This window comes from Clostridium sp. AF27-2AA, assembly GCF_003478505.1.
Lineage (GTDB): Bacteria > Bacillota > Clostridia > Lachnospirales > Lachnospiraceae > Brotaphodocola.
Genome location: NZ_QUFI01000019.1, coordinates 36,547 through 62,339 on the forward strand (window position 1 = coordinate 36,547; position 25,793 = coordinate 62,339).

Genomic DNA, 25,793 nt, shown 5'->3' on the forward strand with positions numbered 1-25,793 from the left:
CTTCTTCCGGTATCATTTATTGTTTCTTTCTTGCCGTTCCAAGATGGATCTTGTCGCGTCCCACCTGCTGTACTGTAATTTCTTCTTTTTCTTTTGGTTCCACACCCTTTGCGATCAGCCTTGTCTTTGAATAATACTGGGTATCTGCAGCCTTCCCGTTCACGCAAATCTTAGACCAGATGTTGAACGGTCCTCCGAATACGATCACCTGATCCGTATTATGCACTGTAGTTCCCTGGATGATCGGTGTAACCCCAAACTCCAGCTGTGTTGCCTGATACGGAGATTCTCCTCCATAAACCTCATGATCACCATACAGGATATCATACTGGAGGAGCTTCATCGCATCCAGGTAGCTCTGGGTATCCGTATCCCAGGCATCCAGATGCCGCTGATGAAAACGCAGCATGGTTCCTTCATGGATATCCAGCATATTCAGCACATGCGCCGCAAGCTGGTATGCCTCTACATTCCGTTTCACCGCCGGGAGATTCACATTGTTCCACACAACATATTTTGTCTGGAAGAGGCTTTCATTCTCCATCTCCTGAGCTGTCCACTCAAAACCCGGCAGGTGGTCTCCATACAGCACCAGAACGGTCGGTTCCATACGGGTATTCAGCATATTGATCAGCTGCCCCACAAATTCATCCATCTCATGGATCTGCTCGCAGTAATACTCAAAAGACGGATATTTTCCATGCCCCTGTACGGAAATCGTGTATACAAAATCACTTCCGATCGAGGAATCCAGTACTTTTTCAATTTCTCCCACCAGTACCTTGTCCTTACACCAGCCAGTCGGATTCCGCTCAATGTCATACATGTATTCGATGGGGGTAAACGTATCAAATCCAAGCTGGGCAAATACCTTGTGGCGGTCATAGAAGGTTGCCTCATTATTATGCACCGCATGAGCCTTGTAGCCCAGATTTTTCATATCAAAGGCCATACTCTCGCAGGCCGTTTTCTGCAGGATCGTCTTGTACGGATATTCACCCGGACCGAAAAAATCCAGATTCATGGCACTGATACATTCAAACTCTGTATTGGCTGTGCCGGCTCCTACAGACGGAACGCTTAAATATCCGGATGGAAAATTTCGTTCCAGGAAATGAAACATCGGAATGGGATCACCCTGCACCGGATTATTTCGCCATAGTGTCGGATCAAAAAAAGATTCCAGCTGAAGCATGATGATATTCGGATAACGTCCTTCTATGGTTTTCGGAACCTCCACCTGGGTCTGCTCCTCGCTCTCAAGCTGATCCACCGCTTCCGTGTCATAACCGTCCGGCTTGTCAATCCCTGTATTCAACAGAGAGTTGGCAAAACAGTACGCCACTCCATAATCCTTGTAGGCCTGGCCGATGTTTCCAAAATGAAGTGCCACACGGCCGGAGGCAACTGAAAAATTCAACATTCCCCAGATTACCAGCATGGTTACAGCAGCCACACAGCCGGACTCTGTAAGGTTTACTTTCTGCAGATCCACCGGTGCCTTTCGCCAGAGCAGCACGCAAAAAAGGATAGCTGCCACAGCTGCCGCTGCCATCAGAATAATCTGCCACCAGGTCAGATAGGTTGTCAGAAGTGTTGCAGCATATTTCACCAGACGAAGATCCGCCGCAGTAAACGGCGTTGTCCGGAACACCAGAAGCACACTATTGATAATTGCCGCAGCAAAGCCGATCACCAAGAACACAACCGCCAAAAATACTTTGTGCCTTGTAAAAAATACCAGCAGAAACGGGGCCAGAAGCAGCAGCGTATCCAGCAAGAATACCATCGGCGCATGAATCATAAAACGAACCGTTCCCACAAAGGATTTTCGATTCAGAATCTCTGTTACCACATTGAGCAGCAGTGCCGTTCCCAACAGAATCCCCAGTATCTTCCACAACCGCTTCATAGCTTATCTGCCTGTCCTTTCTCTCTTGCACTCGTTCTCGTGACTTCGTCACTCGATTGCCTCGTCGTTCGCCATAAGCATGCAAGCATGCTTCTGGCTCTCTTGCACTCGTTACATTTTAGCATATTCTGGGGAAAATCAACATAGTATTTTTTATAAACGAATCTGCGGAAGCAATTGAATTTTTCTGTACTTTCTCCTATAATAAACCGTATGTGACTTTTTGGCCGGCGCTAGTGCAGGATATTTCCTGATATTTCCGGCAAATTCACACAATTTCATACAGAAAAGTGAGGATATGTTATGACTGATACTCTTGTACAGGGACTTGCTTCCCTGCTTGGGGGAAAAGTATCCGGCGAAGTGATCATCTTTATCATCTCCATGATCCCGATCCTGGAGCTGCGAGGCGGACTGCTCGCTGCATCCCCCGCCCTCTTAAATGTTCCGATCCTGCGGGCCATTCCCATCTGCGTGATCGGAAACCTGCTCCCGATTCCATTCATCCTGCTGCTCATTGAAAAAATCCTGAATGTCATGGAACGCATTCCCGGACTTGGAAAGTTTGCTGTCTGGATCCGGCAAAAAGCCGATAAAAACAAAGGACAGATTGAAAAATTCGGATTCTGGGGCCTGGTTCTTTTTGTAGGCATCCCGCTTCCAGGCACCGGCGCCTGGACCGGCTCCCTGGTGGCCGCCCTGCTTCACATGAAATTCGGCAAAGCCATCGGCGCCATCCTCATTGGAATTATCATGGCTACCGTGATCATGTCTCTTTTATCCTACGGACTGCTTGGTGCAATTTTCGCCTAAATGATACAGTTGCTGGAAACGCCAGTTGAAAAATGCTCCGGTCCCCTGTATTTTTCGACTGGCGTTTCCCGATTCCATCTGTACAAAAAAGCTCCCGGCCTGCGAAAGCAGGTTCGGGAGCTTTTTTTCCGCTACAGCACAAGTCATTCCATCCGGAACTGACCCGCTCATGCTGCCCGGCGGACCGGGACAGCTATGAACGATTTATATTGAATTTCTCACGAACGATTACTCGTTGTCGTCACCGTACAGCTTAACCAGCTTGGTCAGGTACTCGTAACGCTCCTTAGCCTCTGCCTCGTTTCTAGCGAACAGGGTAGCTGCTCTCTCCGGATTCTTCATAGCCAGAGATGCGTAACGAACCTCGCCCTTCAGGAAGTCCTGATAGCCTTCCATGTTCGGAGCCTTGCTGTCCAGGCTGAACTTCTTCTCAGCAGCCGGGTTGTAACGGAAGTTGTTCCAGTAACCGGTCTCAACTGCCAGCTTCTCCTCGGTCTGAGCTTTGCTCATGCCCTTCTTGATACCATGGTTGATACACGGAGCGTAAGCCATGATCAGGGACGGACCCGGATATGCCTCTGCCTCAGCGATAGCCTTAACAGTCTGAGCGTAATCAGCACCCATGGAGATCTGAGCTACGTATACATAGCCGTAAGACATTGCGATGCTTGCAAGATCTTTCTTCTTAGTCTCTTTACCGCCAGCTGCGAACTGAGCTACAGCACCAGTCTTGGTAGCCTTGGAGGACTGACCGCCGGTGTTGGAGTAAACCTCGGTATCGAATACCATAACGTTGATGTCCTTACCGGAAGCAAGGATATGGTCTACGCCGCCGAAGCCGATATCGTAAGCCCATCCGTCACCACCGAATACCCACTGGGACTTCTTAGCCAGGTAGTTCTTGTTTGCTACGATGTACTTGCAGGTCGGGCAGTCAATGCCTTCCAGAGCTGCAACTAACTTATCGGTAGCAGTACCATTGGTAGCACCTACGGTGAAGGTATCTAAGTACTCTTTGCATGCAGCCTTCACTTCGTCAGAAGCGTTCTCGTTTGCTGCAACCTGCTCTACCTTCTCCTTTAACTCATCACGGATTGCGTTCTGAGCCAGTAACATACCGTAACCAAACTCTGCAGCATCCTCGAACAGAGAGTTATCCCATGCCGGACCCTGGCCTTTAGCGTTTACGGTGTAAGGAGTAGACGGTGAAGAGTTACCCCAGATAGAAGAACATCCGGTTGCGTTGGAGATGTACATTCTGTCACCGAACAGCTGGGTGATCAGCTTAGCGTACGGAGTCTCACCACATCCAGCACATGCGCCGGAGAACTCAAGTAACGGCTGTTTGAACTGGGAACCCTTAACGGTGGTCTCTTTGAATTTAGCAACAACATCCTCTTTGATCGGCAGGGTTACTGCGTAATCAAAGGTCTTCTGCTCGTCAAGGTGCTTGTCAAGCTTATCCATGGTAAGAGCCTTCTCGCCCTTCTTGCCAGGACATACGTTTGCACAAGAACCACAACCGGTACAGTCAAGTGCAGATACAGCGATGGTGAACTTGTACTGCGGCATACCGGTTAACGGTAAGGTAGCGCCCTCAACCTTAGCAGCCTCTTCCTCGGTCATAGCAACCGGACGGATTGCAGCGTGCGGGCAGACATAAGAACAGAAGTTACACTGGATACAGTTCTCGGAATTCCAAACCGGAACGTCTACAGCGATACCACGTTTCTCGAATGCTGCAGAACCGGACGGGGTATTACCATCTACATACTCTTTGAATGCAGATACCGGTAAGTTGTTACCTTCCTGAGCGCTGACTTTGGTCTGGATGTTGTTAACGAAATCAACAACGTCTTTTCTGTCGCCGGAAACGGTCTTGTAATCAAGTCCCTCATCCTCGCAGTTCTTCCAGCTCTCCGGAACCTCTACCTTAACAACGCCGGTTGCACCAGCATCGATAGCAGCCCAGTTCTTCTTAACAACGTCCTCACCCTTACGGCCGTAGGTCTTCTGAGCAGCAGCCTTCATCAGGTCGATTGCTTTCTCCTCCGGAATGATACCGGTCAGTTTGAAGAATGCGGACTGTAAGATGGTGTTGATACGGGTCGGGCCCATGCCGGTCTCGATACCGATCTTAACACCGTCGATGGTGTAGAAGTTGATGTTGTGATCAGCGATGAATTTCTTCATCTGACCCGGAAGGTGCTTGTCCAGCTCCTCGTGAGTCCACGGGCAGTTTAACAGGAAAGTACCGCCGTCAACCAGCTCCTGAACCATGTTGTACTTACGAACGTATGCCGGGTTGTGGCATGCTACGAAGTTTGCCTGATGGATCAGGTAGGTGGATTTGATCTTCTTATGACCGAAACGAAGGTGAGACATGGTAACACCGCCGGATTTCTTGGAGTCATAATCGAAGTAAGCCTGAGCGTACATATCGGTGTTATCGCCGATGATCTTGATGGAGTTCTTGTTAGCACCTACGGTACCATCTGCACCAAGACCCCAGAACTTACAGTTAGTGGTTCCTTCCGGAGTGGTAACAAGCGGAGCACCTACCGGCAGGGACAGGTTGGTAACATCATCTACGATACCGGTGGTAAATCTCTTGATGGTGCTGTTCTCATAGATAGCAACGATCTGAGACGGAGTGGTATCTTTGGAACCAAGACCATAACGGCCGGAGAAGATCTCAGCCTGGTCGAACTTGCTGCCCTTTAATGCTGCAACAACATCCAGGTATAACGGCTCGCCTAAGGAACCCGGCTCTTTGGTTCTGTCAAGAACAGTGATCTTCTTAACGGTATCCGGGATAGTATCGATCAGAGCCTCTGCGCAGAACGGTCTGTACAGACGAACTTTTACAACACCAACTTTAGCGCCGGTGGTCTTTCTCATGTAGTCGATGGTCTCCTCGATGGTATCGTTAACGGAACCCATAGCAATGATAACCTGCTCAGCATCCTCAGCACCGTAGTAGTTAAACAGTTTGTAGTCGGTACCGATCTTAGCATTAACTTTGTCCATGTACATCTGTACAACGCTCGGAAGAGCATCGTAGTAAGAGTTACATGCCTCACGAGCCTGGAAGAAGATATCCGGGTTCTGTGCAGAACCTTTCTGGGACGGGTTGTTCGGGTTTAATGCTTTTGCACGATACTCTGCAATTGCATCCCAGTCAGCCATCTCAGCCAGATCATCGTAATCCCACTCCTCGATCTTCTGGATCTCGTGAGAGGTACGGAATCCATCGAAGAAGTTGATGAACGGAACTTTACCCTTGATTGCAGACAGATGAGCAACCGGAGTTAAATCCATAACTTCCTGTACGCTGGACTCACACAGCATAGCGCAGCCGGTCTGACGGCATGCATAAACGTCGGAATGATCACCGAAGATGTTCAGAGCGTGAGAAGATACTGCACGTGCAGATACATCGATAACGCCCGGTAACTGCTCACCAGCGATTTTGTACAGATCCGGGATCATCAGAAGAAGACCCTGGGAAGCGGTATAGGTAGTGGTCAGAGCGCCTGCTACCAGAGAACCGTGAACAGCACCAGCTGCACCAGCCTCGGACTGCATCTCAGTGATCTGTACTGTGCGGCCGAAGATGTTCTTTCTGCCTTCAGTAGCCCACTCATCCGTATGCTCAGGCATTACGGAAGACGGAGTAATCGGGTACATAGCAGCAACTTCAGTAAATGCATATGAAGCATGAGCAGCGGCCTGATTACCATCCATGGTTTTCATTTTTCTTGCCATTTGATTATCCTCCTACAAATGTGAATATGCTTTTAACCTGGCAAAAAGCCAGGAAGTTTCCAGGCAAAAATTGCGCCGGAAAGTGAAGTCTCCCCGCATAAGGAGACTGACCTGTGTTTATTATAGCAACTTTTTATCGTTTTGCAAACACGAAAACAGAAAATCTGCGTATTATTTTGCATACAATCCGCACAAAATGTAAGTTAGCAAGCGCTTATTTGTGCTGCTTTTGTCAGAAAAAGAAACAGGAGCGCCTGCGAAAAGCACTCCTGTTTTGTGAAATAATTTACATTTTCTCAATAAACCTGATTTCGATTTCAGACACCCGGATTTGGCGCGATGGTAGGCGCGTTTCCGCTGTTTTCAGCAGTCGATGCATTGCCTGCGCTGTTGCCGGAATCTGCAGCGGTCGGATGGGAAACAGGCTGCTGGGAAGCTGTTGTAGCTGCCGCTGCAGTCGTCTCTGCCGCTGTGGTCTTGTCTGCTGCCGTGGTCTTATCAGCTGCCGCGCCATGAGAAGCTGCCGTAGTCGCAGACTCACTTGTCTTGTGGTTCTCAGCTACCGTAGTTTCTCCTGTCAGTTCTGCGGAGGATGCAACAGAACTATCTCCTTCCATGGTAGTTCCTGCCGCAGTGGTTCCGGTACTGTTTCTTAAGATAACAGGGGTATGTCCCTTATAAGTAACGCTGTGATCCACATCCTGGCTTACCACCTCACCATTCTTGGCAACGATCAGGCGGGTTTCCCACTTGCTGCCCTTGCTTCCGTTGCTCTTTACCTTCTCAGTACCAGGTGCCAGAGTCGGATCCTCCTCATAGGTCGGTGCCGGCGGGTCCGTCTCGCTGAGCTTTGTGGATTTTAAGGAATGAGTCACGCCTTCATCCAGAAGCGGAATTCCGTAAATGGATACGGTACAGGTCTGATTGTAATAGCTTGCGCGGATACCAATGGCCGCACTGGAATTGTTCACAAATTTGTAGTCCGGACCGCCCCAGCTTACCGTCGCGTCGGTTCCCGGTGTTACATAAGACGGTTCAAAGGTATGGGAGCGGCGCATAGTGGTCTTTAAGCCTGCCTTGACTACCGCATTATACATAGTAGAAGAAACCTGGCAGACACCGCCGCCGATCTCCTGCACGACTTCACCGTTGTTATACGCTGCAGCGCCCTGATACCCCTTCGCCTCCGTACGCTCTCCCACCCGGTTGTTAAAGGAAAATTCCTCACCCGGCTGAAGCACAATGCCATTGATGGCCTGAGTAGCCAGCTTGATGTTGGTATTACGCTTCTGATTGGAAGTGGTATTGGTAGTAAAGGTTCCGATGGTCTTGTATTTTTCTCTTGCGACTGCCTCGGAGAACTCCGGCTCTACTTCATTTACAGTAGCCGCAATCGTAGCAGTGAAGTCCTTGCAGCTCAGGGCTGCGAGAATATCAGCCTTTAACTGGTCCTGATCTACAGCCAGTCCGTTTTCTGCTCCCTTGAATAAGAACTTGTCAGAAGAAGCATCGTACTCGGAAATAGAACCATTCTTTGCCTTCTTGTTCCAGAGGCCTGCCACAGTTTCCGCTTCCTTAGCGGCTGCGTCTTCCAGGCCGGTAGTATCCAGGGTGTAGCTTTCCTTTGGCTCGCCGGTGTAAATTTCCTGAAGCAGGGAATCCACCTTTTCTGCCATCAGATCATTCACGTCATAGCTCTGATCCTGCCAGGTGACCTTCATGCCCCACGGAAAATCCTTGAGGATGGCCGCCTTAGCCTCTTCCCTGGACATGCCAGTGATGTTGATGCCGTCTACCGCAACTTCTTTTTCCAGTTCTGTCTCAGGAACGGTAATCTCTGTTTCCGGCTCCGTATTCGTTGTTTTGGAACCGGTTACTTTCTTCATAAGAAAAGCAACACAGAAAATTGCCAGAACCAGGATCACTCCGCCAATCGCGATCTTCCTGAAATCCGGACCCCCGCGTCTTCCACCATGTCTGCCGGAGGAAGGACGTCTTGTTTCATAATAATAACTTCCAGACCTGGAAGAAGAAGTTCTGGCGCTGCTCCCTGTAGAACGCCTTGTACTGCTTCCTGCGCTGGTTCTTCCGGAGGTACTTCTTGTAGAAGTGCTCCTGGAAGAGGAGGCGCTGCTTCTTCCACTTCCGGCCGCTGTTTTCGTCTGTCTGCCAGCAGAAGTACTTCTTCCACTGCCGGAATAAGATGTGCTCCTGGCCCTGGAGCGTCCCGTCCCGGAATTTCTGCCATTCTCATACTGATTCATGATTTCACCTGTGTTTCTTCTATAATAATCTCTACGCTCATAACGCACTAAGACAGTATAACATATCCGTTCGAAAAAAGAACCACTAATTTTTAGAAAATACAAGGATTTTTTTATTATATTTTTTGACGGTATTTTTTCTTTTTCGACATCCTGCCTCTTGTATTTCTGTACTGTTTTTGTATTTTCTTCTGTACATTTTTGGAAGTTCTGGCAATTGCATGATTGTTAATTTTTTGTTATACTTTTGCTTGTCAAAAAGATAACCAAGCAAACATCGAACAAGGGAGGGACCCTAAATGAAAATTCAGAACATTAACGACGTAGAATCATTTTTTAAGATTATCGATCAGTGCAAGGGATCGGTTGAACTGGTATCTCCGGAAGGTGACCGCATCAACTTAAAATCCAAGCTGTCCCAGTACCTTTCCATGGCAACCATGTTCTCCAACGGTTACATTAAGGAGCTGGATATCGTGGCCCAGGATAAAGAAGATATCGAGCGTCTGATCAAATATATGTATCAGGGCGAATAAAAAAGGAAACACTGACAGGCCGCCGCTCATATGATGGATTGTAAATATCTTTTCGGAGGCTTTTCATATGAGCGATCTGGCTGCTACAAACTGTGGATGCGGATGTGACTGCAATTCAGGAGGAAACGGCTGTAACATCATCTGGCTGATTCTCATTCTGTGCTGCTGCGGCGGTAACGGCGGATGTGGTTTCGGTTCCGGATGCGGATGTGAACATAATAACGGCTGTAACTGGATCTGGATCATTCTGCTGTTATGCTGCTGCGGCGGCAATGGCGGATGCGGCAGCTTCTGCTAAACAGATTTTTGGGAACTCCCCCTCATGGAACGAGGGGGAGTTTTTCTATCTATCCCATCTATTCTCAGGATTCTATTTCCTTCGATTCGTTCTTATCCATTTTTTCAATCCGTTTTCTTCTCTCCGGGCAATATGGCCCTCCATTCTGGCACGCCTCGCATTCTTCATCAATCTCATATACTGCGTTTCCATCTATGACCAGTCTTGTTTTCATTCTACTGCGCTCCTGTCACCGTTTTGGCTTCCGGCTGCTGATCAGCCGCTCAAACGGTATTTTGTCTTACACTTTATACTATGCAGACTGCCTGCGGCATGATATGAGCTGCCCACGCATATACTGTTTCAAAAAGAACAAGGATCCCGTCCATGAATGAAAAGAATGAAAATCAGTTCAGGCTGACGGATTTTGATTATCTGACTGCTGACCCGAAGCTTCAGATGCTGAAGGCCGCGATTCCCTATCTCCCGGTTTCCCAGCAGCGCGTGTTCTCTCTCCTGGTAAAAATCCAGGAACTGCAGCGTGCCCAGTCTCTCTTTGACGGAGAGGAAGTCTCCGCCATGGGGCTCTCCCCCTCCACGCCAAAACCAGCTTCCCCCATGCAGCTTCTGCAGATCATCAAACCCTACGCAGGCCCGAAGGAGCGGGAAATGATTGAGATGCTGGAAAACTTTCAGATCATCAAGGAGGTATTATGAACCCAGGCGAATGGAAAAACGACCCCAGACTGGCCGCAATGGATCCGGTCAAACTCCAATACATAGAAAAGATTGCGGCGCAGATTTCCTCCCAGTCGAAAGCAGAACTGTTCCCTGCTCTGCTCTCCCTTCAGGCTGATGCCCGGAAAAGCAATATTTCCTTCACCGACCAGGAAACCACGCTTCTGATTTCCATCATCACCTCCGGCATGCCGCCCGATGAAAAAAAGAAAATTGAAATGCTGCATTTTCTCGCAAAAAAACTGGCTGTCAGGTCTTCCTGACAGCCAGTTTTATATCTGTACGCCGGTCATGCCGGTTCATGCAGATCATATATAACCTTATTTGCAGACAATGTTGATGATCTTGCCCGGTACATAAATCTCTTTTACGATGGTTCCGGTGATCTTGTCTGCTACAGCTTCTTTTGCTGCCGCAATGGCAACATCTTTGGAAGCGTCAGCCGGAATGGTCACAACGCCTCTTGCCTTACCGTTGACCTGAACGCCGATCTGAACCTCGTCATCCTTCATAGCTTCCTCATCGCACTCCGGCCACTGAGTGTGGAATACGCTGTCGGTGCCGCCAAGCTGCTGCCAGATTTCCTCACCGATATGCGGCGCAAACGGAGCAAGCAGAATGGTAAAGGTCTTTAAGGTCTCTTTATCGACGCCGCCGGTCTTCTTAGCCAGCTCGATAAGCTTGTTGTTGTACTCCATGAAGCCGGATACTACAGTATTTAAGCTGAACTGGTTAAAACGCTGCTCGATGTCGAATACCAGCTTGTGGCGCAGACGAACCATCTCTTTGGTCTCTGCGATGTCTTTGTCCTTGCTGTCCTGAACCAGGTTCCAGAAACGGCTTAAGAAACGGGAAACGCCCTCGATACCGCGGTCATCCCACTCTGCGTCCAGTTCCGGCGGTCCTACGAACAGCTCGTACATTCTCAGAGCGTCACAGCCGTAATCTCTTACAAGATCATCCGGGGAAACAACGTTTCCTTTGGACTTACTCATCTTGATGCCGTTCTTACCATTGATCATACCCTGGTTGAACAGCTTCTTGAACGGCTCATCGAAATCTACCACTCCGATGTCGTGCAGGAACTTGGTGTAGAAACGGGAGTACAGAAGATGCAGGACTGCATGCTCTACGCCGCCGATGTACATATCAACCGGCAGATACTTGTCCGCTTTCTCTCTCGAAACCAGTTCCTTGTCGTTGTGGTTGTCCACGTAACGCAGGAAGTACCAGGAAGAACCTGCCCACTGCGGCATGGTGTTGGTCTCTCTCTTAGCCGGGCCGCCGCACTGCGGGCACTTGCAGTTTACCCACTCATCAATAGCAGCAAGCGGTGACTCACCGGTACCGGTCGGCTGGTAGCTCTCAACCTCCGGAAGTCTTAATGGAAGTTCTTCCTCCGGAACTGCTACGTTGCCGCACTTCGGGCAGTGAACGATCGGGATCGGCTCGCCCCAGTAACGCTGTCTGGAGAATACCCAGTCACGCAGCTTGTAGTTGACGGTCTTCTTGCCGAAGCCCATCTTCTCGATCATAGCCGGAGCCTCTTTCTTTAATACAGAAGACTCCATGCCATTCCACTCACCGGAGTTGATCATGGTACCGGAAGCCTCCGTATAAGCCTCGGTCATGTTCTCGATCTCCTTGCCATCCTTTGCGATAACCTGGATGATCGGGATATTAAATTTCTTTGCGAACTCAAAGTCACGGTCATCGTGGGCCGGTACACACATGATTGCGCCGGTACCGTAATCTGCCAGTACATAATCAGACAGCCAGATCGGAACCTTTGCGCCGTTTAACGGGTTGATAGCGTAGCTTCCGGTGAAGACGCCGGTCTTCTCCTTATCCTGCATACGGTCTACATTGGAACGCATGGAGGAATCAAAGATGTATTTCTCAACAGCCTCTCTGGTCTCATCGGTAGCCAGACTCTTTGCCAGGGCATGCTCCGGAGCCAGTACCATGAAGGTTGCGCCGTGCAGGGTATCCGGACGGGTGGTATAAACGGTGATCTTCTCGTCTCTTCCCTCAACCTGGAAATCAACCTCAGCACCGTAGGATTTTCCGATCCACTCGCTCTGCATTTTCTTAACCTTCTCCGGCCAGTCCAGTTTGTCCAGGTCGTTTAACAGGCGGTCCGCATAGGCGGTGATCTTTAACATCCACTGACGCAGGTTTTTCTTGGTAACCGGGGAACCGCAGCGCTCGCAGCAGCCGTTTACAACTTCCTCGTTGGCCAGACCGGTCTTACAGGACGGACACCAGTTGATCGGGAACTCCTTCTCGTAAGCCAGGCCTTTCTTGAACATCTGTACAAAGATCCACTGGGTCCATTTGTAGAACTCCGGATCGGTAGTATTTACTTCCATATCCCAGTCATAGATGGCTGCGATCTCGTTGATCTGACGCTTGATGTTTTTGATGTTCTCGGCGGTGGATTTTGCCGGATGAACACCCATCTTGATTGCGTAGTTCTCTGCCGGAAGGCCGAACGCATCCCAGCCCATCGGGTGGATCACATAATGACCCTTTAACATCTGGTAACGGCTCCATACATCAGAGATAACGTAGCCTCTCCAGTGACCTACATGAAGTCCGCTGCCGGACGGATACGGGAACATATCCAGGCAGTAGTATTTCGGCTTTTTGCCATCATTGACATTGATCGGGTTTTTCTCCCAGTTTTCACGCCATTTCTTTTCAATGGCGCTGTGGTTGTAACTTGCCATGATTCTTCCTCCTGATTGCAATTTAAGGAATAAAAGGAATAAAAAAACCTGCATCCCTGATATTGTCAGAGACGCAGGATATTCTTTCGCTTCTTGCTCCTTACGCGGTACCACTCTGCTTCATGCTTTCGCATGCGCTTGATTCCGATAACGGTGGATATCCGTCCCGGCCTACTTACTGCTTTAAAAATGTGTTCGGCGGGCTGCTCCAAGACCAGTTTCTGCGCACGCTGTTGCTGCCTCGCACCATCCGACAGCTCTCTGAAAACCTCATCACGCATACTTTCTCTTTTCATCGCATTTAAGATTGTATATTACCACTGCTTTTTAATCTAGCATAATTGGAAATCCGTGTCAAGGGGTGGATTTTAGATTCAATTTTTCTCTTCATACTGTGTCAGGTCGATCTCACCGGTAAAAACCTCCACAGCCGGACCGGTCATATAGACATGCCCGCTCTCACGGTCCCAGGTAATCTCCAGATTTCCTCCGATCAGCTGCACCTCCACGGTGTTTTCCACCAGGCCCAGCATCATGCTGGCCACAGCACTGGCCGTTGCACCGGTCCCGCAGGCCCAGGTCTCGCCGCTGCCCCGCTCCCACACACGCATCTGCAGGTGTCTGCGGTCAATAACCCGGATAAACTCGCTGTTGACGCGGTCCGGAAAGCGCTCGTGCATCTCGAAAGCCGGACCGATTTTTTCCAGATCCAGACTGTCTACATCATCCACATAATAAACGGCATGCGGGTTTCCAACATCAATTCCGGTAAACTCAAGTTTTTTTCCATCCACCTGGATTTTCTCCGGCAGCTCACTGGTCAGCTGTGGAATGCCCATATCGACTTTTACGGTTTTCACTTTTCCGTTTGCTATCCTCATATCCAGATATTTGATGCCGCCAAGAGTTTCAACCGAAATCTGCGGCTTGTCAACAATACCATGATCGTAAGCATATTTTCCCACGCAGCGGATACCGTTGCCGCACATGCTGCCCTCACTTCCATCCTCATTGAACATCCGCATGCGGCAGTCTGCCACCTCGGACGGGCAGATGAGGATCAGGCCGTCTGACCCGATTCCAAAATGACGCTCACTCACAAGCTGCGCTACGTGCGCCGGATCCTCCACATGTTCCTCAAAACAATTGACATAGACGTAATCGTTTCCGATTCCCTGCATTTTTGTAAATTTCATAAACCGCTCCATTTCTATATTTGTTTTCGTTACCTGTATTTCTGATTTATTCCATGATACCTTCACCCTACATCAGACTGATGACCATCTGGGCTGTCTCATACATATTGGTTCCGCTGTCCATGCTGCATTTCTGTATGTACCGGTGTGCTTCCTCCTCCGTCATGCTGTTGCGCTCCATGAGAAGTGCCTTGGCCTGATCAATAACAGCGCGCTCCTTCTCATTTCTCTGCTTCGGCTGCTGGCGCAGCTTCTTTTTTCTTCTCGCCTGGGCCTGCACGATCATCTCCAGGGTTCCCACCAGATCATGTACCTTTAATGGCATGGGCAGGCACACCACATCCTGTGGTGCGTCCGCAGACCACTTATTTGGAGACGCGATCATCAGCATGGCATTCTCCGCGCTCATGCATTCCCTCAGTTCCGAGTACAGCATATCTGTCAGACGATAGCCACACACTACGATCCCTCCATTTAAATCTTCCATCTGGGAAAGAACCTGTGCTCCGGATGTACAGACAGCGACCACCTCAAACCCGTTTTTCATCAATATGTTTTTTATGCTTTTTGCGTCTTCCGGCTTAGAAAATGCCACAATAATATTTGCCAAAACGCTCACCTCCGGGTTTTGATATCAGGGAACTTCTGAAAACTGCTCCGCTAGAACTTATACAGGTATTCCTGCACTTCCCAGTCCGTTACTTCCGCGCGAAACTTCTTCCACTCTGCACTCTTTGCTTCCAGATACTTCGTGTAAATATGATCTCCGAGCACCTCTCTTGCGAATGTGCTGCCCTCAAAAGCTTCCAGGGCCTCACCCATGGTCTGAGGAAGCTGTTCAATCCCCAGAGTGCGGATTTCTTCATCTGTCATGGCAAATACATTGCAGTCCACACTGGCCGGAGGTGTCATTTCTTTTTTAATGCCGTCCAGACCTGCTGCCAGGCAGGCTGCCAGTGCCAGATACGGGTTTACTGCGGAATCCGGGCAGCGCAGTTCGATGCGGGTGCTGTCTTCCCCGCGGGAACTCGGGATACGGATCAGTGCGCTGCGGTTTGCATGGGCAGACCATGCCACACAGACCGGCGCATCATACCCAGGAACCAGGCGCTTATAGGAGTTGACCAGAGGATTGGTGAGCAGGGTGATCTCCCGGATATGTGCCAGGATCCCTGCCATAAACTGATACGCCACCTTACTCAGACCAAGATTGTCATTGTCATCTACGAACAGATTTTTTCCACGGGCATCAGCCAGAGACATGTTGATGTGCATGCCGGAGCCGTTCATGCCCGCCTTCGGCTTCGGCATGAAGGTTGCGTGAAGACCATGGCGCTTTGCGATGGTCTTTACAGCCATCTTGAAGGTCATAATGTTGTCTGCCGCAGCCAGTCCCTCCGTGTACTCCAGATCGATTTCATGCTGGGCCGGAGATAATTCGTGGTGGGATGCCTCCACCTCAATGTCCATATCCTCCAGATTCAGAACGATATCGCGGCGCACATTTTCAGCCAGGTCGATGGGACCCACATCAAAGTAGCTGGCATTCTCGTGGGTATTGGTGGTCGGACGGCCTTCCTCATCTGTATGGAATAAAAAGAACTCGCACTCCGGTCCCACGTGGAACTCATAGCCCATATCCGCAGCCTCTTTCAGAACCTTCTTTAACACATAACGCGGATCGCCTTCAAACGGCTCGCCGTTTGGATGGTATACGTCACACATCAGGCGTGCCACCTTGCCCTGCTGCGGTCTCCATGGAAAAATTGCAAAAGTATCCAGGTCCGGATACAGGTACATATCGGATTCCTCAATGCGCACAAATCCTTCAATTGCGGAACCGTCAAACATGCAGCGGTTATTTAATGCCTTTTCCAGCTGTCCTGCTGTGATCGCCACATTTTTCAGCATTCCAAAAATATCCGTAAACTGAAGACGGATAAACTCCACATCCTCTTCCTCCGTCATACGGATGATATCTTTTTTCGTATATCTGCTCATGTCAATCTCCTTCCATACTGTAATGAGATATATCATTCATATTATAATAAAAAAACAAGAGCGTCAAGAAAGCTCCTCGCGCAGCTTTCCTGAAACGCCCTTGTTTCATCATGTTACTGATGATAGCAGTTTCATCATTTTTTGTCAACTGATGACAAATACGTTTCACGATATCATTTTTACTTAGTAGGTATAACTTCCCATTTTTTTATGGAAATTCGGATCACTGGAAATATTGCAGTCAATTCCAAGATCCAGGGAAAGCTTGCGTGCAATTACCTGCAATGGGACAACATACTCCATAGATGCAAAATACGGATCATTCTGGAACGGATAAACAAAATTTTCTTTGCTCTCCTGCTCTTTTTCCGAAGTCACCATATAATTATGAGCGTGGTCTCTTTCCCCAAAATACTTCATCATATTGACCATCCGCTGGTAATGTTTTCCCGGACATCCCAGATACAGAAGATACGTATCCTGGTCAATAGAATGATATACTCCGTGCATAAATTCTTCCATTTCATAGCCAACTACGCTGTAGCGGACTGCCTCCAGAATCTTTAAGGTTCCTTCCAGCATTGCACTCATGCAGGATTCATATCCAAGCACAATCAAGCGCCGGCATTTTTTCAAATTCTCTGCATTCTCTCGGTACCAGGCCCATGCACACTCTGCGATATCCGGGATCTGATCGGAAGTATCCAGCATCCGTTTTTCCAGATCCTGCTTTTCTTTCTCCTCAATTTTCTCATTCTGTACTGCAAGTTTCAATCCCAGCATTGCGATGGTTGCGATAGAACCAATATATCCCTTTGTCTTTGGTCCTGCAAATTCATCTCCGATTTCAATATAAACACAACAATCTGCATGCTCCGTAATCGGCCGCTCCCTCTCGGCCGTCATAGCTATGGTCAGAAAGCCAAGTTCACGCGCCTTGTCCAGGGCCCGTATTGTGCTGCTGCTTCTTCCTGCATGAGACACACCAATCACCAGAGTATTCGGATTAAAAACCTGTTCATTATCAACAAACTCCATCGGATACATATTGATTACTTTTACGCCGAGTTTGTCTTCTACAATTTTCTTTGCAGCTACAGATGCGTGATAACTGGTTCCAGATCCCAGAATATAAATCTGCTCAAATTTTTTTTCTTTACAGTAATTCAAAGCCTGTTCAAAAATTGTATCCTGATTTTCTACAATATTTCTCACTGCTGCTTTTGACTCCAGAATATAATCATACATGTCCCATTCTCTATATTCCATTTTATACTCCCCTTATTCTACTATTCTCTGCTGTCTATTCATGAAATCTGGCAAGTGCCCGCGCAAATCTCTTTGCTGTAATATGTGGTCTGGTAATTGCATTTCCAACAACAACAGCATGAGCTCCCATATACAGGCATTGAACTGCAATCTCCGGTGTTGATACCTTTCCTTCCATAATTACCTTTGTATCAGTTCCTTTCACCGCATCTACAATATCCCTTAACAGGATATAATCCGGCGCGTCCTTAATTTCCAGTTTGTCAAAGCATCCAGCTTTTGTATATCCATATAATGTAGGAGCAACAAAATCCGCTCCATAAGAAGCTGCAATCCGAGCATCTTCTGCAGTAGCAACATCTGCAAAGATCAGGGCATCCGGAATATGTTCTTTCACTTCCCTGATGGTCTCGTAAGCCAATTTTCCATCATCCCGGTAATGATTCGTTGCCTGAATCGCAATAATCTCAGCACCTGCATCCCATACTGCCTGCGCAGCTTCCAGACTTGGAGTCAGATACACATCCTTGATATTGCGGTCAATTTTCCAGATGCCAATAATTGGCAGGTCTACCTTCGCCTTGATGGCCCGGATATCATCCGGAGAATTCACACGAAGACCAACTGCACCAGCCCATTTTGCGCATTCCGCATGCATGGTTGTGATCCCAGGCATATAATGTGGTTCACTCGGTACAGCCTGGCAGGAAACAATCAGTCCATCTTTTAAACTGTCAATCAATTCTTTCTTTTCCATTTTTCACACCTGTCTTTCCAAAAATTTAATAGTATCATAAAATTCCAAGAGCTACAGCAATGATGCCAAAGAGCAGCAGACCGATCATAATCACAGTTCCAGATACACGTTTCTTTAAAAGCTTATAGCAAATAAATACCAACAGCATTGGAAGAAGTTTCGGACATACCTGATCAATCATATCCTGCAGGACAATCTCAGCCCCATTGATGTTCAGCACAGTGGCAATGTCACATTTTACCATGGCCGGAATCATGGCTCCGATCACAACAAGTCCCATAATTCTGGCTGATTCCGTCAATTTCTGCAGAGTTCCATCCTCTGAAATCTGAGTCAGGAATGTGCTACCTCCCTCGTAGCCAATCTTAAAACCAAAACGGCGGACAACTTCAGATGGTATCACATTAATCAGAAAATACAAAAGAGGTCCAATAAAGTTTCCGGCTACAGCCAGCGGAGCTGCAATACCGGCACCAATCACGCGAAACGTTCCCCAGAAGAAACTGTCACCGATACCAGCCAGCGGTCCCATCAAAGCAGCCTTAACCGATGTAATGGATGACGGATCATATTCCCCCGGTTCCGCACTGGCATTTTGCTCTTCCATTGCGCAGGAAATGCCGATGATGAACGGGCTTGGAGTGGTCGCGCAATTGTAAAATTCCAAATGGCGTTTGACTGCTGACTTCATTTCTTCCGGATTATCTTTGTAAAGTTCTTTCAAAGCTGGCATCATGGTCCATGCATATCCAGTCGACATCTGACGTTCATAGTTAAAGCATCCAAGAAGCTGATAATGACGGTTAAATACCTTTTTTAATGTTTTTGAACTTAATTTCTTTTCTTCCCCCATGCCTATAACTCCTCACTTTCATCTGAATTTACAGTTGCTGTATGTCCCATATTGCCAGACAGCATAAAGTATAAGACTGCGAATACCACACCAAATATTGCAGCACCAATGGTACTTACATTTAAGAATGCAGCAAGGGCAAACCCAAGGAACAGAAACGCTCCAAACTTTTTATCCCATGTCATCTGAATCAGCATTGCAACACCAAGTGCCGGAAGCAGGTTGCCCGACTGCCCAAGACCTTTCTGAATAATCTCCGGGATATTGCTTACCAGCTTTGTGATCAGATCGGAGCCAATCATAAACCCGATGAATACCATGGAAAATTTAAAAATAAAATACAGTGCAGATCCCATCCAGTTTGAAATTTCTACTCCACGGTAATCACCTTTCTCCGCGCATGCATCTGCACGATGTGCAAAAGCAGTATTCAGAATGCAGACACCGATTGCTCCGACCTGAGCCAGAAGAGAAATCGGAATAGCCAGCGCCAGTGTCGTTTCATAAGTTGCTCCTGTCTTGATGGCCAATGCCGTAGCCAATGCGGAACCAACTACTACATCCGGTGGTGTGGATGTTCCAATACCAACAAGACCCATCCACACCAGTTCCAGTGAGCCACCTACCATAAGGCCTGTCACCGGATCTCCAAGAATCACACCAACCAGTGGTCCAATGATGATCGGACGGTCCAGCATATGCTGGCCTCCAATTCTGGATTCCATATACACAAGTGCTGCTACCAATGCTACCAAAAATCCCTGAATCATAACATGCCCCTCCTACTTGCCGAAAATTTTCTCAATGTCTTTAAATTCCATCCGTTCCCTGGTCGGAGTAATCTGTGCAAAAATCTCCACCCCTCTGTCTGCCATCTTTTTGGCAAACTGGAATTCCTCCTCCGTCATAAACACCTGGGGTAACGTTGCTATGTAAGTTTCTCCCTCCTTTTTGTTTACTCCTGCCGTTCCGACATTCAGATGTCCGAAACCAGCAGTGCGTTCATAAATATAAGCCGCATCTTTGACCGTTTCCGTTACAAGAAAAATTTTCTTTTTGTCATTGATTGGATTATTCAGTGCCTTGACAGAGTCATCCAGAGATTTGATTACAAGATTCACCCCCGCCGGCTTTGCCATTTTCATCGTCATGGCTTTAAAGGAATCTTTCGCAGCCACATTGTTGGCCACCAGAATCGTCTGAGGCTGCAAATGGGATGTCCAGGACACTGCCACCATTCCATGAATCAGCCTATCATCTGCCCTTACCATAATAATCATACGCATTCCCTCCTGCTTTTTATCTTATTTGTCTCATTACAATTCCTCTTCACTGCCTGCTTCTTCCTGCCGGACAAAATCATTGACATATACAATCTGTTCTCTTGCATTGGCAATGCTGTTCCGAATCTGCTCCGCAGTTATTCCATCTGGCATAAAGGTCAGTTCAATCAGAAGCGGAAGATTTATCCCTGTAATCAGCTGATAAGAAAATTCCTGCATCAGCCTTGTTGCCACCTGATTGACACTTCCTCCCATGATATCGCTAAGAACAATTACATTCTCGCCCTTCACCTTTTCCAGTGCAGTCCGAAACTCTTTTTCAAATTCCTGCGACTCCACATAAGCATTAATAAACTGAACATTCTCCAAATCTGATTTAAAAAACCTCACAACATCCGCAAATCCTCCTGCCAGTGTTGCATGTGTTGCAATAATGAACTGGTTCATGACTGTTCCTCCATATAAATATGCGCAAATGCTTTTCTATTCTTTGGACGTTTTGCTGTATCAATACCCACTGCAATACAATTTCTCGCAGCCATAATCTGAAACGGAAGCGTAAAAACAAGTGGGCTTAATTCTGCCGGAATCGGTGCATAAAAGCATAAATCTTTTTCTTTCAGTTTCATCTCATTCGCAGTGATTACAAAAACATGTTCTGTAATGTGATTCTCCTCAAAAAATTGAATGAACCGTGGTACCCGCTCCAATTCTTTTTCTTCGGAGGCGACAAGAAAAACATAAGTATCTTCATCAAATGCCATCTGTGGACCATGGATCATTTCTTCCATTTCATATCCACGTACTGGATGTTTAAACGTCTCAAACAGCTTCAGTTCTGCCTCAATGGCCGTACAGTAATTCAGGCCATAGGCGGCAACACAGCTCTTTCTCATGTTAAGAAGCTCTTTCTGATTTGCCAAATACCATTTCTCTGTCTGCTCCATAATTTCCGGATAATGTTCCAGAAATTCTGCTGTTCTTGTGATCCGCAGTTTGAAATCTGTATCATCCAGTTTTTTTCTGGAATGCGCAACTTCCAATGCTGTCAGATACCCTTGAAGCAAGGTTACACTATATCCTCTCGTCTCAACCGGAATTTCTTCCTTTCCGCAGGTCAGCTTTACAACCCGATCGACCTCTCTGGTAATCAGGCTTTCCGTTGCCTCAGTGACGGCAACTGTATAGTACCCTTCCTGTTTCGCCTTTTTCATGGCCTCAATGGTTGATACGCTAGTGCCTGACTGAGAAATACCGACCACCAGTATCTCATCTTGATTGTATATACAATTTCGATTAATTTTTGCGTGGTTCGTAAATACTGTAGGAATCATCACTTCTGCTTCCACAGGAAGATACATTTCCAGATACTGTTTTATTGCCGTTGCAGCATTGTAACTAGTTCCTGAACCCAGAAGATAAATTTTTCGAATATCACGTTCCTGAAAAATTTGGCAAAACGGATCACAATAAACTGCTCTGTTTTCAAATGTGGCTTTCAAGGCCCGCCCCTGGTCCTGAATATAACCAATCATGCTTGGTGTCTCCATAATTTCCTCCTGTGCATTTTGTTGTGTTTTTGCAAATATTTTTTGCTATCATTCGTCGTTTTTATACTTTGTATATACATATACTACTACATTATTTTGATAAAATCAATACTTTTCTTGTTTATTTGTATATGTTTTTATCGGCATTTTTCTAATATAATTCATATCCAAACTTCATTTTCATTATTAAATGTGATATAATGACTATATGTATAGATCAATATCAATAAACAGACAAAAGGAAGGTGATATTATGCAGAAAACAGCAAAATACAAACAGATTGAAGATTATATCAAGCAGGAAATTTCCAGAAAGAATTTGCAGATTGGCGATCAGATCATGACAGAAGAACAGCTTTGCCAACGTTTTAACTTTTCCCGAATGACCATCAATAAAGCATTAAACCATCTGAGCGCACTCGGATATATTGAACGGATTCCAGGTCGCGGCAGCTTCGTTACTGCTCCACATATTCAAAAAGAAAATCTCGGCACCGGTTCCAGTTTCACAGAGGATATGAAAAGCATTGGGCTGAAAGCAGGGGCCAGGCTTTTATCCTACGAGCTGCTCCGTGCCGATGATATCCCTACAATTGCCAAAAAGCTGGAACTGGGCGGAAATGATTTCATTCATTATTTTGTGCGTTTACGCACAGGAAATGAGAAGCCCATTGCAATCAGCTACACCTATGTATCGGCCAAAATCATTCCTGCCATCAATGTCGATTGTCTGAATGCATCCTTTTATGAATTTGTTGATTCACTTGGGCTGGAACGTGAATTAAAACAGCTGGAACTGAAAGCAACGCTTCCAACAGACCGGCAAAAAGAACTTCTAGCAGCCAATAACATTGCGTTGCTTTGTTCGGCCCACATCACATATACGCATATTGATGGGTTTTTGCAGCCTTATGAATATATCGAAACTTATTATAACGGTGATATTTACACTTATACCTATAATGTTACAAAGTAAAACAGAATATAAAAATGACGTTCTGTATACCGCCCCGGAACTTCTATTGGCTGCGCTACAAAAAATAACGACAATCAGTACTACCTGGAAAAGCTAGTTTTTTAGGCTTTATCAGTCATCTTCTGATTGTCGTTTATTATTATCTGTTTTGTAATTGTTATTTTTTATAGCTCAGTGCCCGAATTGCATTGAGAATAGCCAGCACAGAAACACCCACATCTCCAAAAACTGCCACCCACATGGTGGCATAACCCAAAGCTACCAGAACCAGAACCGCAATCTTGATGGCAATGGCAAAGATAATGTTTTGCTTTACAATGCCTACAGTCTTTCTGGCAATGCAGATGGCATCCACGATCTTGGACGGTTCATCATCCATGATGACCACATCCGCTGCCTCCACGGCGGCATCGGAACCAATGCCGCCCATGGCAATGCCGATATCCGCGCGGGCCAGCACCGGCGCATCGTTGATGCCGTCACCCACGAAGGCCAGGTTTGTTCCCTCCGGCTTCTCCTCCAGAAGCTGCTCCACCTTCGCTACCTTGTCACCCGGGAGCAGATTGCCGAACACGTGGGTAATGCCGATAGACTCCGCTACGCTCTTTCCGACCTCTTCTTTATCTCCGGTCAGCATGACCAGCTTGCTGACCCCCTGCTTTTTCAGACCAGCCAGCATAGCCGGAACATCCGGGCGGACACTGTCGGAAATGACAATGGAACCAAGATACGTTGTCCCCTCCGCCAGATACAGTGTCGTTCCCAGAACTGCCGCTGGCGTGCTCACAACGACTCCCTGCTGGTCCATAAGCTTCTGGTTGCCGATATAAAGGTCTCTCCACACGCCATCTACCTGCACCTGCGCATGAATGCCGTGGCCGGAAATCTCTTCCACCTGGCCGATGCGGCTGGTATCTGCTTCTTTACCATAGGCCTGTTTCACAGACTGCGCGATTGGATGGTTGGAATTGTACTCTCCCAGTGCCGCCAGCTCCAGAAGTTCTTCTTTCCTTCCCCGTACCGGTGATACATCCGTCACCTCAAACTTACCGGTGGTCAGAGTTCCGGTCTTATCAAAGACTGCCGTATCCAAACTGCCCATAGCCTCCAGATAGTTGCTGCCTTTTATGAGAATGCCCTGTCTGGATGCCGCACCCAGTCCGCCAAAAAAGCTTAACGGAACTGAAATAACCAGTGCACACGGACAGGAAACAACCAAAAAGCTGCAGGCACGGTAGATCCAGGTGCTCCATCCACCAAGGAACAGCGGTGGAAGCACAGCCAGAATTGCTGCAAAAGCCACCACGACCGGGGTATATACACGCGCAAAACGTGTGATGAATGCCTCAGCCTTCGCCTTTCTGGAGCTGGCATTTTCCACCAGTTCCAAAATCTTTGCCACAGTGGAATCATCAAACAACTTTGTAGTCTGCACCTTCAGAACACCGGTTAAATTGATGGAACCGCTCACGATATTCTGTCCGGTTTCCACCTCTGACGGCATAGACTCACCCGTCAGGGCCTTGGTATCCAGCGTGGAGCTTCCCTCCAGGACGATGCCGTCCAGCGGCACCTTCTCGCCAGGGCGGATAATGATGGTGTCACCAATTTCCACCTCATAGGGATCCACCTGTTCCTCTTCCCCGTCCCGCAGAAGATTCGCGTATTCCGGGTTAATATCCATCAGGTCGGTGATGGATTTTCTGGATTTGTTGACCGCATAGTCATTGAACAGCTCACCAATCTGGTAAAACAGCATAACCGCCACAGCCTCTTCCAGGGATCCAATGGCAAACGCACCCAGCGTTGCGATGGTCATCAGAAAATTCTCATCGAAGACCTGACCGTTTTTCAAATTGCGGCAGGCTCTCAGCGGAATATCGTACCCCGCTGCCAGATAGGAAAGCACAAACGGGATCCACGCCCAGAATGTTTTTTTCTCCAGCATCATGGCGACGATAAAGAAAACAGCACTGACCACAAGACGGGCCACCATTTTTTTCTGCTTCTTGGTCATAGAAAATACCTTTCCGGCACTAGCGAAGCACCTTAAATTCTGCCTCCGGCTCAACCTTTGCAGCTACAGCTCTTGCAGCCTCAACCAGCTCATCTTCTTTTCCGTCTTCCACTTCCATGATGAGACGCTGGGTCATAAAGCTTAAGCTCGCACTGTTCACACCATCTAATTTCTTAACGCCTTCCTCAATCTTTGCAGCACAGTTTGCGCAACATAAGCCCTCTAATTTGATGATCTTCTTCATGATATTCTCTCCTTTTACTTTTTAATATGCTCCGTGCCATGCTGACGCAGAGTTTTTATTCCCATTCACAGCTTCCCGGCAGAATTTTACTCGCTGATATGCTCCATGCCCTGAGCCAGAATCGTCTGGATGTGGGCATCTGCCAGCTTATAAAATACGGTTTTTCCGTCCCTCCGGAAAGACACCAGACGCATCTGCTTTAAGACTCTGAGCTGATGGGAAATAGCGGACTGGCCCATCTGCAAAAGAGTTGCAATATCGCAGACACACATCTCCGACTGGCTGAGCACATACAAAATCTTGATCCGGGTGGAGTCTCCAAATATCTTAAAAAACTCCGACAGATCCAGAAGCTGCTGCTCGTCCGGCATTACACCTTCTACCTTTTCCACGATTTCCTCATGGACATGCATGAACTCACAGGAACCATCTTCCACTTCCTGCTCAATCTGGATTTTTTCCGCCTCTGTCATAGCACTCCTCCGTTTCTTTATATGAACATCTATTCATATGTTTATATTACCATATCATACAATATTGTCAAGAGCATACACAAACTTTTCTAAAATTTCAATTTAAGAATAGTTGCGAAAGGTCCGAAGCAGGC

At 47.5% G+C, this 25,793-nt stretch carries 24 protein-coding genes and 1 other annotated feature; of the genes, 6 read left to right on the forward strand and 18 right to left on the reverse strand.

Features of this window, described 5'->3' with window-relative positions:
- Positions 1-16: 16 nt before the first annotated feature.
- Positions 17-1,912, reverse strand: coding sequence for an LTA synthase family protein (locus DWY84_RS11335; protein ID WP_118533360.1), 1,896 nt, complete (start codon positions 1,910-1,912; stop codon positions 17-19).
- Positions 1,913-2,215: 303 nt separating this feature from the next.
- Between DWY84_RS11335 and DWY84_RS11340 the strand changes: the two genes are divergently transcribed.
- Complete coding sequence (locus tag DWY84_RS11340; RefSeq protein WP_118533362.1) at positions 2,216-2,725, forward strand: small multi-drug export protein; 510 nt, start codon at positions 2,216-2,218, stop codon at positions 2,723-2,725.
- A 228-nt stretch (positions 2,726-2,953) separates the two neighbouring features.
- On the opposite strand, the gene nifJ is transcribed toward DWY84_RS11340, so the two are convergent.
- Positions 2,954-6,493 carry a pyruvate:ferredoxin (flavodoxin) oxidoreductase gene (nifJ, locus tag DWY84_RS11345; RefSeq protein ID WP_118533364.1) on the reverse strand — a complete coding sequence of 1,180 codons (3,540 nt, stop codon included), beginning with the start codon at positions 6,491-6,493 and terminating at the stop codon, positions 2,954-2,956.
- A gap of 317 nt (positions 6,494-6,810) precedes the next feature.
- The gene (locus DWY84_RS11350) at positions 6,811-8,757 is read right to left on the reverse strand and encodes a VanW family protein (protein ID WP_118533366.1); all 1,947 of its coding nucleotides are present in this window, start codon (positions 8,755-8,757) and stop codon (positions 6,811-6,813) included.
- Between the two features lie 299 nt (positions 8,758-9,056).
- Here DWY84_RS11350 and DWY84_RS11355 point away from each other — a divergent pair, with 299 nt between their 5' ends.
- Both DWY84_RS11355 and DWY84_RS11360 read left to right on the forward strand, forming a co-directional pair.
- Positions 9,057-9,293, forward strand: a complete 237-nt coding sequence (locus tag DWY84_RS11355) for a polya polymerase (RefSeq protein ID WP_118533367.1) — start codon at positions 9,057-9,059, stop codon at positions 9,291-9,293.
- A gap of 67 nt (positions 9,294-9,360) precedes the next feature.
- A complete protein-coding gene (locus DWY84_RS11360) occupies positions 9,361-9,591 on the forward strand; it encodes a hypothetical protein (protein ID WP_118533368.1) in 231 nt (76 codons plus the stop codon).
- A 64-nt stretch (positions 9,592-9,655) separates the two neighbouring features.
- Here the strand turns inward: DWY84_RS11360 and DWY84_RS17430 are convergent, their stop codons facing one another.
- Positions 9,656-9,805, reverse strand: a complete 150-nt coding sequence (locus DWY84_RS17430) for a hypothetical protein (protein WP_178716873.1) — start codon at positions 9,803-9,805, stop codon at positions 9,656-9,658.
- A gap of 152 nt (positions 9,806-9,957) precedes the next feature.
- On the opposite strand from DWY84_RS17430, the gene DWY84_RS11365 reads away from it, so the two are divergent.
- Positions 9,958-10,287: a hypothetical protein gene (locus tag DWY84_RS11365; protein ID WP_118533369.1), complete on the forward strand. Its 330-nt coding sequence runs from the start codon at positions 9,958-9,960 to the stop codon at positions 10,285-10,287.
- On the forward strand, positions 10,284-10,571 hold the full coding sequence (locus tag DWY84_RS11370; protein WP_118533370.1) for a hypothetical protein: 288 nt from the start codon (positions 10,284-10,286) through the stop codon (positions 10,569-10,571). The genes DWY84_RS11365 and DWY84_RS11370 overlap by 4 nt, the downstream gene beginning before the upstream one ends.
- A 57-nt stretch (positions 10,572-10,628) precedes the next feature.
- Here DWY84_RS11370 and leuS read toward each other — a convergent pair whose 3' ends face one another.
- The 11 genes from leuS to DWY84_RS11430 all read right to left on the reverse strand — a co-directional run bounded on the left by leuS (position 10,629) and on the right by DWY84_RS11430 (position 21,949).
- Positions 10,629-13,040 carry a leucine--tRNA ligase gene (leuS, locus tag DWY84_RS11375; RefSeq protein ID WP_118533371.1) on the reverse strand — a complete coding sequence of 804 codons (2,412 nt, stop codon included), beginning with the start codon at positions 13,038-13,040 and terminating at the stop codon, positions 10,629-10,631.
- Positions 13,041-13,104: 64 nt separating this feature from the next.
- Positions 13,105-13,345 (reverse strand) — a binding site (T-box leader).
- A 69-nt stretch (positions 13,346-13,414) separates the two neighbouring features.
- A complete protein-coding gene (gene dapF, locus DWY84_RS11385) occupies positions 13,415-14,236 on the reverse strand; it encodes a diaminopimelate epimerase (RefSeq protein ID WP_118533374.1) in 822 nt (273 codons plus the stop codon).
- Positions 14,237-14,303: 67 nt separating this feature from the next.
- Positions 14,304-14,846 carry an ANTAR domain-containing protein gene (locus tag DWY84_RS11390; protein WP_118533376.1) on the reverse strand — a complete coding sequence of 181 codons (543 nt, stop codon included), beginning with the start codon at positions 14,844-14,846 and terminating at the stop codon, positions 14,304-14,306.
- 50 nt (positions 14,847-14,896) lie between these two features.
- On the reverse strand, positions 14,897-16,237 hold the full coding sequence (gene glnA / locus DWY84_RS11395; protein ID WP_118533378.1) for a type I glutamate--ammonia ligase: 1,341 nt from the start codon (positions 16,235-16,237) through the stop codon (positions 14,897-14,899).
- Between the two features lie 183 nt (positions 16,238-16,420).
- A complete protein-coding gene (locus DWY84_RS11400) occupies positions 16,421-17,506 on the reverse strand; it encodes an SIS domain-containing protein (RefSeq protein ID WP_118533380.1) in 1,086 nt (361 codons plus the stop codon).
- Between the two features lie 34 nt (positions 17,507-17,540).
- Complete coding sequence (locus DWY84_RS11405; protein ID WP_118533382.1) at positions 17,541-18,263, reverse strand: putative N-acetylmannosamine-6-phosphate 2-epimerase; 723 nt, start codon at positions 18,261-18,263, stop codon at positions 17,541-17,543.
- A gap of 34 nt (positions 18,264-18,297) precedes the next feature.
- Entirely contained in the window at positions 18,298-19,116 is an 819-nt protein-coding gene (locus DWY84_RS11410; protein ID WP_118533384.1) for a PTS system mannose/fructose/sorbose family transporter subunit IID, read from the reverse strand.
- A gap of 2 nt (positions 19,117-19,118) precedes the next feature.
- On the reverse strand, positions 19,119-19,886 hold the full coding sequence (locus DWY84_RS11415; protein ID WP_118533386.1) for a PTS sugar transporter subunit IIC: 768 nt from the start codon (positions 19,884-19,886) through the stop codon (positions 19,119-19,121).
- Between the two features lie 12 nt (positions 19,887-19,898).
- Complete coding sequence (locus DWY84_RS11420) at positions 19,899-20,396, reverse strand: PTS sugar transporter subunit IIB (protein WP_118533388.1); 498 nt, start codon at positions 20,394-20,396, stop codon at positions 19,899-19,901.
- 36 nt (positions 20,397-20,432) lie between these two features.
- Positions 20,433-20,846 carry a PTS sugar transporter subunit IIA gene (locus DWY84_RS11425; protein WP_118533390.1) on the reverse strand — a complete coding sequence of 138 codons (414 nt, stop codon included), beginning with the start codon at positions 20,844-20,846 and terminating at the stop codon, positions 20,433-20,435.
- Positions 20,843-21,949 (reverse strand): SIS domain-containing protein, encoded by a 1,107-nt coding sequence (locus DWY84_RS11430; RefSeq protein WP_118533392.1) that lies wholly within the window; start codon positions 21,947-21,949, stop codon positions 20,843-20,845. Before DWY84_RS11430 ends, DWY84_RS11425 begins: the two co-directional genes overlap by 4 nt.
- 253 nt (positions 21,950-22,202) lie before the next feature.
- Here DWY84_RS11430 and DWY84_RS11435 point away from each other — a divergent pair, with 253 nt between their 5' ends.
- Positions 22,203-22,925 carry a GntR family transcriptional regulator gene (locus tag DWY84_RS11435; RefSeq protein ID WP_118533394.1) on the forward strand — a complete coding sequence of 241 codons (723 nt, stop codon included), beginning with the start codon at positions 22,203-22,205 and terminating at the stop codon, positions 22,923-22,925.
- Between the two features lie 157 nt (positions 22,926-23,082).
- Here the strand turns inward: DWY84_RS11435 and DWY84_RS11440 are convergent, their stop codons facing one another.
- From DWY84_RS11440 to DWY84_RS11450, 3 genes are all read right to left on the reverse strand, one after another.
- Complete coding sequence (locus DWY84_RS11440; RefSeq protein WP_118533396.1) at positions 23,083-24,942, reverse strand: heavy metal translocating P-type ATPase; 1,860 nt, start codon at positions 24,940-24,942, stop codon at positions 23,083-23,085.
- Positions 24,943-24,961: 19 nt separating this feature from the next.
- Complete coding sequence (locus tag DWY84_RS11445; RefSeq protein ID WP_118533398.1) at positions 24,962-25,186, reverse strand: cation transporter; 225 nt, start codon at positions 25,184-25,186, stop codon at positions 24,962-24,964.
- A gap of 86 nt (positions 25,187-25,272) precedes the next feature.
- On the reverse strand, positions 25,273-25,659 hold the full coding sequence (locus DWY84_RS11450; RefSeq protein ID WP_118533400.1) for a metalloregulator ArsR/SmtB family transcription factor: 387 nt from the start codon (positions 25,657-25,659) through the stop codon (positions 25,273-25,275).
- Positions 25,660-25,793 lie beyond the last annotated feature (134 nt).

What these genes read in the sequence shown, in the direction of transcription:
- DWY84_RS11445 (WP_118533398.1), bottom strand. Translation starts at nt 25,186, where the DNA reads ATGAAGAAGATCATCAAATTAGAGGGCTTATGTTGCGCAAACTGTGCT.
- DWY84_RS11370 (WP_118533370.1), top strand. Translation starts at nt 10,284, where the DNA reads ATGAACCCAGGCGAATGGAAAAACGACCCCAGACTGGCCGCAATGGAT.
- glnA (WP_118533378.1), bottom strand. Translation starts at nt 16,237, where the DNA reads ATGAGCAGATATACGAAAAAAGATATCATCCGTATGACGGAGGAAGAG.
- DWY84_RS11405 (WP_118533382.1), bottom strand. Translation starts at nt 18,263, where the DNA reads ATGGAAAAGAAAGAATTGATTGACAGTTTAAAAGATGGACTGATTGTT.
- DWY84_RS11450 (WP_118533400.1), bottom strand. Translation starts at nt 25,659, where the DNA reads ATGACAGAGGCGGAAAAAATCCAGATTGAGCAGGAAGTGGAAGATGGT.
- DWY84_RS11360 (WP_118533368.1), top strand. Translation starts at nt 9,361, where the DNA reads ATGAGCGATCTGGCTGCTACAAACTGTGGATGCGGATGTGACTGCAAT.
- DWY84_RS11350 (WP_118533366.1), bottom strand. Translation starts at nt 8,757, where the DNA reads ATGAATCAGTATGAGAATGGCAGAAATTCCGGGACGGGACGCTCCAGG.
- DWY84_RS11365 (WP_118533369.1), top strand. Translation starts at nt 9,958, where the DNA reads ATGAATGAAAAGAATGAAAATCAGTTCAGGCTGACGGATTTTGATTAT.
- DWY84_RS11440 (WP_118533396.1), bottom strand. Translation starts at nt 24,942, where the DNA reads ATGACCAAGAAGCAGAAAAAAATGGTGGCCCGTCTTGTGGTCAGTGCT.
- DWY84_RS11340 (WP_118533362.1), top strand. Translation starts at nt 2,216, where the DNA reads ATGACTGATACTCTTGTACAGGGACTTGCTTCCCTGCTTGGGGGAAAA.
- leuS (WP_118533371.1), bottom strand. Translation starts at nt 13,040, where the DNA reads ATGGCAAGTTACAACCACAGCGCCATTGAAAAGAAATGGCGTGAAAAC.
- dapF (WP_118533374.1), bottom strand. Translation starts at nt 14,236, where the DNA reads ATGAAATTTACAAAAATGCAGGGAATCGGAAACGATTACGTCTATGTC.
- DWY84_RS11410 (WP_118533384.1), bottom strand. Translation starts at nt 19,116, where the DNA reads ATGGGGGAAGAAAAGAAATTAAGTTCAAAAACATTAAAAAAGGTATTT.
- DWY84_RS11435 (WP_118533394.1), top strand. Translation starts at nt 22,203, where the DNA reads ATGCAGAAAACAGCAAAATACAAACAGATTGAAGATTATATCAAGCAG.
- DWY84_RS11355 (WP_118533367.1), top strand. Translation starts at nt 9,057, where the DNA reads ATGAAAATTCAGAACATTAACGACGTAGAATCATTTTTTAAGATTATC.
- DWY84_RS11335 (WP_118533360.1), bottom strand. Translation starts at nt 1,912, where the DNA reads ATGAAGCGGTTGTGGAAGATACTGGGGATTCTGTTGGGAACGGCACTG.
- DWY84_RS11430 (WP_118533392.1), bottom strand. Translation starts at nt 21,949, where the DNA reads ATGGAGACACCAAGCATGATTGGTTATATTCAGGACCAGGGGCGGGCC.
- DWY84_RS11400 (WP_118533380.1), bottom strand. Translation starts at nt 17,506, where the DNA reads ATGGAATATAGAGAATGGGACATGTATGATTATATTCTGGAGTCAAAA.
- DWY84_RS11420 (WP_118533388.1), bottom strand. Translation starts at nt 20,396, where the DNA reads ATGATTATTATGGTAAGGGCAGATGATAGGCTGATTCATGGAATGGTG.
- DWY84_RS17430 (WP_178716873.1), bottom strand. Translation starts at nt 9,805, where the DNA reads ATGAAAACAAGACTGGTCATAGATGGAAACGCAGTATATGAGATTGAT.
- DWY84_RS11425 (WP_118533390.1), bottom strand. Translation starts at nt 20,846, where the DNA reads ATGAACCAGTTCATTATTGCAACACATGCAACACTGGCAGGAGGATTT.
- nifJ (WP_118533364.1), bottom strand. Translation starts at nt 6,493, where the DNA reads ATGGCAAGAAAAATGAAAACCATGGATGGTAATCAGGCCGCTGCTCAT.
- DWY84_RS11415 (WP_118533386.1), bottom strand. Translation starts at nt 19,886, where the DNA reads ATGATTCAGGGATTTTTGGTAGCATTGGTAGCAGCACTTGTGTATATG.